The organism is Thermosynechococcus sp. Uc (assembly GCF_029335995.1).
In the GTDB taxonomy this organism is placed as follows: Bacteria; Cyanobacteriota; Cyanobacteriia; order Thermosynechococcales; family Thermosynechococcaceae; genus Thermosynechococcus.
Genome location: NZ_JARJMS020000032.1, coordinates 1 through 7,091 on the forward strand (window position 1 = coordinate 1; position 7,091 = coordinate 7,091).

General features: G+C 50.9%; 5 protein-coding genes, 1 tRNA gene and 4 pseudogenes. 6 read left to right on the plus strand and 4 right to left on the minus strand.

Going from position 1 to position 7,091, the window contains the following annotated elements; genetic code table 11:
* Positions 1-181 (minus strand): annotated as a pseudogene (locus P3X23_RS03605) (hypothetical protein); the annotation flags it as partial.
* Between the two features lie 247 nt (positions 182-428).
* On the opposite strand from P3X23_RS03605, the gene P3X23_RS03610 reads away from it, so the two are divergent.
* The 3 genes from P3X23_RS03610 (at position 429) to P3X23_RS03620 (ending at position 1,636) form a co-directional block, all read left to right on the plus strand.
* Positions 429-501 (plus strand) — tRNA-Arg (locus P3X23_RS03610).
* Between the two features lie 76 nt (positions 502-577).
* Complete coding sequence (locus P3X23_RS03615; RefSeq protein WP_300873233.1) at positions 578-844, plus strand: hypothetical protein; 267 nt, start codon at positions 578-580, stop codon at positions 842-844.
* Positions 845-919: 75 nt separating this feature from the next.
* Positions 920-1,636, plus strand: coding sequence for a DUF4079 domain-containing protein (locus P3X23_RS03620; RefSeq protein ID WP_300873234.1), 717 nt, complete (start codon positions 920-922; stop codon positions 1,634-1,636).
* Here the strand turns inward: P3X23_RS03620 and P3X23_RS03625 are convergent.
* The 3 pseudogenes from P3X23_RS03625 to P3X23_RS11930 all read right to left on the minus strand — a co-directional run.
* A pseudogene (locus P3X23_RS03625) lies at positions 1,633-2,126 on the minus strand (heme-copper oxidase subunit III). The gene P3X23_RS03620 and the pseudogene P3X23_RS03625 overlap by 4 nt on opposite strands.
* Positions 2,127-2,258: 132 nt before the next feature.
* A pseudogene (locus tag P3X23_RS03630) lies at positions 2,259-3,824 on the minus strand (cbb3-type cytochrome c oxidase subunit I).
* A gap of 326 nt (positions 3,825-4,150) precedes the next feature.
* Positions 4,151-5,001, minus strand: a pseudogene (locus P3X23_RS11930) (cytochrome c oxidase subunit II); the annotation flags it as partial.
* A 274-nt stretch (positions 5,002-5,275) separates the two neighbouring features.
* Here P3X23_RS11930 and P3X23_RS03645 point away from each other — a divergent pair.
* From P3X23_RS03645 to P3X23_RS03655, 3 genes are all read left to right on the plus strand, one after another.
* Entirely contained in the window at positions 5,276-6,190 is a 915-nt protein-coding gene (locus P3X23_RS03645; RefSeq protein WP_300873240.1) for a phosphodiester glycosidase family protein, read from the plus strand.
* Positions 6,191-6,265: 75 nt separating this feature from the next.
* Complete coding sequence (locus tag P3X23_RS03650; RefSeq protein WP_300873242.1) at positions 6,266-6,418, plus strand: photosystem II reaction center X protein; 153 nt, start codon at positions 6,266-6,268, stop codon at positions 6,416-6,418.
* 96 nt (positions 6,419-6,514) lie between these two features.
* Positions 6,515-7,091, plus strand: a 577-nt coding sequence (locus tag P3X23_RS03655; RefSeq protein ID WP_300873244.1) for a Ycf66 family protein, incomplete at its 3' end; no start/stop codon positions are given.

Consider the following 7,091-nt stretch of genomic DNA (forward strand, 5'->3'; position numbering starts at 1 on the left):
CGCTCATGCTGTTCAAGCTGGGGTCTAGAAGATAGGTCAGCCAGATTTTCAACAGCGGTTGTGAGTTCAACACAGGAGAGTCGCAAGGGCTGAGGTGTTTGAGGATAGACTTGACAATCTTGCCAAAGGATGCCGTGATAAACTGTTGCTTTTTCTTCTTTTTAGGGGAAGAATACGCCATTTCTTCCCTTTTTTCTGGTCTTTCAAGCTATCGTTCAACACTTCTGGGTCTCAGGCTTTTTGTGCGTTCCACCACGGGAAAAGTGCGCCTCAAGGAGCAGCCTATCAAGGAGCTGGGACGCAATCGATGGTGGTGTTTCAGAACTATGCCCTCTTGCTGTGGTTAACCGCTGCTGAGAATATTTATCTTCCTAAATGATCCACGGGTTCAGCAAGCCTACCTTGGTTAATGCTATCATGAGATAATTGGACGTGTGGCTCAGTGGATAGAGCATCAGATTCCGGTTCTGAGGGTCGGGGGTTCGAATCCCTCCACGTCCGTTCCTCAAGCGTCAGAATGATGACTGAATCCGTTCCCCGTGCCAAATTGAGCTAGGTCTTGGATGCCATCCAAGGAATGCAAAGCAATTTGCAGACAAGGCAAGCTGCCATCCAAGCCATAGAGGAAAAGATCGATATTCACATTGCCACCAATAGCAAGAAGTTTCAAAGGCTTGAGGACAAAATTAATACCGTCGAGGCCAAGCTCGAACAGGGAATCAATTCAGAGGTACAGTTAGGGCGGCAAATTGAGACGGTAGAGTCCACTTTGCAGGAGATTGCTAAGCGGCAAGCAGGCACAGATGCGCGGCTTTGGGGATTCTTGGTGGCCACCGTTGGATGACTAACAAAAGTGTTTTTGATTTGCCCCGCCCCTAAATTCGTTACTTTAAAACTGATCCTATCCTTCTGAGCTAGTATGTTTCTCAACCTCAAAGACATTATTTTGCTTTTGCATCCCATTTTGGCCTGTACTTTTGTCTTTCCCGTGATTGGTATCACCACATTCTTGGCGCTGCAGACGCGGCAGCGCCGCCTTAAGGACACCACCTCAATTCCTGCCACAGTTGGCCATCTGCACGTGAAATTGGGCAAGCTCTTAGCCGCTGGCGTGGTTGGTATTACATTGGTTGCCTTGGCCTACTCCGTGGTATTTGGGTTTCAGGGCTTTTTGATGCAGGCAGAGAACAACGCGCTGCAACCCCTCTCTGTGGTTCTGGTAGTGCTGATGTTTGTGGTCACCATTGCGGCAACGGTATTTCTATATCGCGCTCAATCCAAAATCTGGCGCGGCGTTTTTGCTTTGCTTTCAGGAATGGGTGTAACGATCCTAGCCTTTCAGCCGGGGGTCTTTCGCCGCGATGATGAGTGGTGGATTTCCCACTTTTACTTTGGCTTAGCATCTGTAATGCTGATGATTTTTTCGGTGGCTATTGTCCACGACATTTACCAAGATCGATCGCTCAGGTGGCGACGAATTCACATGGGCTTGAATGCCCTTGTCCTTGTTCTTTTCCTGTTACAGGGAATTACAGGTACCCGCGACCTCTTGGAAATTCCCCTGAGTTGGCAGGCACCAGTGGTTTATCAGTGCAACTTTGATCCGCGATCGCCCCAATTCAAGACCTGCCCCTAAAAGCGAGTCAGGATATACAGCAGCGTGAAGAGAATAATCCAGATGACATCCACAAAATGCCAGTAGATGTCTGCCATAGTTACCCCCGTATGCTTCTGGGCGCTATAGTGCCCAGAACGGCGCGATCGCCAAATCACCCCCAAAATCAGCAAAATACCCACAAAAACATGGAGGCCGTGGAAGCCTGTCATGACATAGAAGCAGTTGGCAAAGACATTCGTGCGCAGGCCGTAGCCGAGGGTGAGATCCTCATAGACTTGACCCCCAGAAACACTGCCCCCATAGCTGCCGTGATCCAATACCATTGGCGCATGGCTCGGACATCATCCTTTTTGATGGCGATATTGCCGTAATGGATGATAAAGCTACTGGAGATCAGGATGATTGTATTAATTGTGGGCAAAAGAAGTTCCACCTCAGTACCTTCGGGTGGCCATTGCTCATTCATGCTCCGCAGGAGTAAATAGGCTGCAAAGAGGCCACCAAACATTAGGGATTCAGAAATGAGAAAAACTAGCAACCCTAAAACCCGAAAATCCGGATGTTCATGGACATGATCAACAGCTATGGCCGTTGCTTGAGAGTCAACAGTACTTTGCATCGCGATCGCTCCTAGAATGTCCTACTCTTCCTCATCTTTATCCGTACTTCCCTTGTGCTGGTCAATGCCGTAGTCATAGGGACCTTTGGTGACTACGGGCAGCACTTCCCAGTTTTCAATTAGCGGCGGTGAACTAGTTGTCCACTCTAGGCTGAGACCACCCCAGGGATTGTCGCCAGCAATTTTACCCTTGTTCCAACTCTAATTGGCTCAAATTGCGGATCATACATTGCTACCCGCCGTGGCATCCCTTTCAGTCCCAACTCGTGCCTCGGCAAAAAGGTCAGGTTGGTGCCAATGAAGGTGAGCACAAAGTGTAGAATTCCCAACCGCTCATCTAAGAATTGTCCCGTTATTTTGGGAAACCAGTGGTCAATCCCGGCATAAAGACCAAATACCGATCCCCCAAAAAGCACGTAGTGAAAGTGTGCCACCACATAGGAGGTATCGTGGACGAGTACCTAAGGTGACACCGCTGAGGCCCCCCAAGACAAACATTGATAGTCAGCCAATGGCAAAGAGCATGGCACTGTTAAGGCGAATTTTGCCCCCCCAAAGGGTGGCCACCCAACTAAAAATTTTCACCCCCGTCGGTACTGCCACAATTAGCGTCGAAATTGTAAAGAACATCCGCATCCAAGGGGGAGTGCCACTGGTGAACATGTGGTGTACCCAAGCAAAAAGCCCCACACAGCAGATGGCCAAACTGGAGTAGGCAATCGCCTGATAACCAAAGATTGGCTTGCGGGTATGAACCGGAATCACCTCAGACATGATGCCAAAGATTGGCAGAATCATCAGGTACACTGCTGGATGAGAGTAAAACCAAAACAGGTGTTGATAAATGATGACATTTCCGCCTGCATCCGGTTTATAGAACGAGGTGCCAAAGTTAATATCAAACAGCAACAAAATCAGACCCACTGCCAGCACAGGTGTTGACACTAGCGCTAGAAGGGAGGTAGCCAACATTGCCCAGCAAAAGAGGGGGAGTTAATTCCAGCGCATACTGGGCACTTTCATTTTCCAGATGGTGACAATAAAATTCACCGCTTCCATAATGGAGGAGGTTCCCACAAGGACGATCGCCAGAATCTACATACTCTGGGCGGTTGTTGCTGTAATCGTACTCAAAGGAGGATAGGCGGTCCAGCCTGCTTGGGCACCTTCAAAGAAAAAACTGGCTAAAAGTAACGCCCCCGCCAGCGGATTTAGCCAAAAGGCCAAGGCATTTAGGCGAGGAAAAGCCATGTCCCGCGCCCCCACCATCAGGGGCACCAAGTAGTTGCCAAACCCGCCAATGGCTGCTGGCACAACCCAAAAGAAAATCATGATTGTGCCGTGGTTGGTCATGAAAGCATTGTAAAGATTCGGATTAAGAAAATCGGAATCTGCTGTTGCCAGCTCTGTGTGCATGGCCACTGCCATTAGGCCACCAATCAGGTAAAAGATAAAGGCAGTGACCAAGTATTGAATGCCGATGACCTTGTGATCCAGATTGAAGGTGAAATAGTGGTACCACCTCCATGCCTTGGGATGCTCAGGGAGTAACAAGGGGGTACTTAGCGGCAGTTGTGCTTGTGCCATAACTCTCTCAAAAACACGACAGGAGGTAAAATACTAAAGCTTTTGACATCCTCCAGAGATGCCTACGGCGCTCAGGCGCGGCATTGAGCTGCCCCTGAGTCGCTGCGGTGGGTTCCTGCTGCTGGCAGCGCAATGCTGCTCACTTCACAGGCGATCCGGGCGTGCCCCGCCCTGTTAGCTTGAGCGGTATGGCGGAGCGTGTCGCACACAGGGTCAGGAGAATGGTGGTGGGTCATTGCTTCCACCTGCGCCACCAATTGGGGGGTGACTCCTATTTCCTCGATCTGGCGATCGCTAAGAGAGGAAATCACTGGAGCCGTTGCCGTTACTTGGTTTTGACTGCGCCACACTTCAAAATCCTCTGGGGTATGCACAATTACCTGCGTGCGCATGGCACCATGGTAGCCACCACAGAGTTCTGTACAGACGACCGGATATGTCCCCACTTTGGTCGCCTTAAATCGCAGTTTAGTGGGCACACCGGGAATCGCATCCTGCTTTAGGCGAAACTGGGGCACCCAAAAGGAATGGATGACATCGCGGGCAGAAAGGTTTAACTGCACATCCTTGCCCACCGGAATATGCAGCTCCTCAGAGACAATGCCACTGTCGGGGTAAGTGAAAATCCACGCATATTGCATACCTGCCACCTCCACCACTAGGTCTGGAGCTTTGCCTTGAGCATCGGGGCTAGCACCAATGCCAATTTCTGGAGTTGGCGCCGCAGTTGCATCACTGGTGGTTTTGGAGGAGGCTTTGGCAACAACTGCAACCGCTTGCTCAGGGGGATGCATTGTATGCATGGTGTGATCCCCCGGATTCAGCCCCCCATCCGTTGAAAAATATCCACACTATAGATACCAAGGAAAATCACGATGAGGGCGGGAATTGCAGTCCAGAAGACTTCTAGGGATAAGTTTTCCTCAATGGGCAGGCCATCCCCTTCATCACCGGGGCGGCGGCGATAGCGAATTACAAAAAAAAGAATGGCACCCTGCACAACCAAAAAGAGGGCGGTACCAATTGTGAGCATAATGTTGAAGAAGTTGTCCACTAAGGGAGCTTGCTCAGAAGCTTGTTCCGGGAGAAGGCCATGGTGATGTCCAACCTAGAAACTCATCAGGGTCACAACAATGCCAGCGGTCAGTCTCCAAATTGGGGCGGGTATTTGTTCCATGGTGCCAAAGCGTCCAGAAAATCCCATCCCGATCCTAGGCAGATTCCCCCAGGATGTCGGTTAAAAGAATCTAAAGATTGATGTTGATTTATTCCCTATGGCTGAAGCAGATGGGGATAAAATTATTTACCTTTGCGTCCTAAGCTAGGGATGGTGCACCCAAACTGACGGCTTTGCTGGAGGGAGACAAATGCTGAATGTGCTGCCTAGGTTAGGAGTGTCGTTGGCTACTCTCCAGTACTCGATCCACAGAGTAGAGCAAACGCAGGTGTACATGGTGGCAGCTCCAATGGCAGACTATCGGGTGGTGATGACCGAACCTACCCCCAGTGGTGAGGACACTTACTTAGAGACGACAGCGGCTTTTGCACGGCGCACGGGAGCGGTGGTAGCCATGAATGCAAATTTTTTCCGCTGGTTAAATACTAATTCCCTACGTTCTTTTCAGGACTATCAAAAATGGATCATGGGGGAATTGGCGCCCGATGGCATTGGCTACGCGGCACTGCGGCAGACTTGCTTGACGGGTCGGGGGCAGATTCCTGCAGGCGTTCTCGGGGCTTACATTGTGAATGGTCGTGTGGTGCGCCCCTACGAGGGTGGCTATGCAGCAATGGTGCACTTTTCTGCCCAAGGTGGAGTCGAGTTTTATCGCGGCAAGTTGCCAAAGCAGCCGTTTAATTTGGTGAGTGGCTCGCAGCAGTTGTTAGAGGCAGGCAGGAAACTGCCGGTGGATGGGAACGATCGCACCTCTCCGAAGGCGATTCTTGGCAAGCGCGGTAATGAGTATATTTTCGTGGTTAGCGATGGACGGGGCAATGGTGGTTCGACGGGGGTCTCCTTTGCGCAGCTGCAAACGTTTTTGCTAGAGCAGGGGGTGACGGATGCCACTGCTGTGGATGGGGGGGAATCGGCGACATTGGTGGTGGAGGGGCAGGTGAAAAATCATCCCCGCGATCGCTATTGCGAACTGGCGCGTTGGCTCCCTGCTCCTACTCTGGTGTTGGTTAATCCTGAACAGGAAGCTCGCGAAGCGGCAATGACCTTAGGGCGATCGCTAAGACCCGTGGGTGCCAATCTTGGCTTAGTGCCCCGACATTCTCGCCAAGCAGTCCTTCCATTCGCTTTCTGGCAGAATATCCAAGAACGGTTAATCGCGCGGCTACGGGCTTGGCGCCATTCAGTCTAGTCGTTGCCTTCCTGAGCAACAAGGCCAGGTTTTGTTAAAATTCTAGTGTTCACTTTGACCTGCAAAAAAACAGCCATGATTCACGCTACATATCCTCTACTGTTAACGATTACCCCTTCCCTCAAGGGCTTCTTTATTGGTTTGGTTTCAGGAGCCGTCGTTTTAGGTCTCACCTTTATTGTTCTCATTGCTATTAGCCAAATTGATAAAGTGCAGCGTTCTTCTTAAGCCAACGAGTCGATTTGCCAATTGCCGTTAGAATAGGGTCATGGCCATAGGGCTATGGCTCTCTGTTCTATTTTGCCCCTTCAGTCAATGGTTTAAATGACTTATCTTTTCTTTTCCCCTCTCCTTGGTCAAATTGTTAATGTCGGACTAGGGCCTGCTGGCATTTTGGGGATTGGTCTAGCGGTGGCAGGTGCGCTCCTCTATTTTTTGCGCTCGATTCAGCCAGAGCTAGCGCGAGATCATGATATTTTCTTTGCTGCAGTGGCTCTCCTGTGCGGTGGGATTCTCTTTTTTCAAGGGTGGCGTCTTGATCCCATTCTTCTTTTTGGCCAGTTTCTGCTGACGGGTACTGCTGCATTTTTTGCTTACGAAAGTATTCGTTTGCGACGGGTAGCCACAGAACAGGCGCGGCGGAATACCCCCATTGTGGATGAAGAGCGCCCCGTCAGCCGCAGCTACACCTACCGTGCAGAAATAGAGGAACTTGAACCCTACGAGGACGAGGAAGAAGAGGAGGAGGATTATCCACCTCTGCGGCGCATTCGCGGTAGCCGTGATGGGTTGCGATCGCGCTATGAAGACGAGGATGTGGAGGATACTCCGCCGGTAGGACGTTTGCCCGCGCGGCGCAGCAGCCCGCCCCGTACTGAACCTCCCAGCCGTCCTAGTGTAC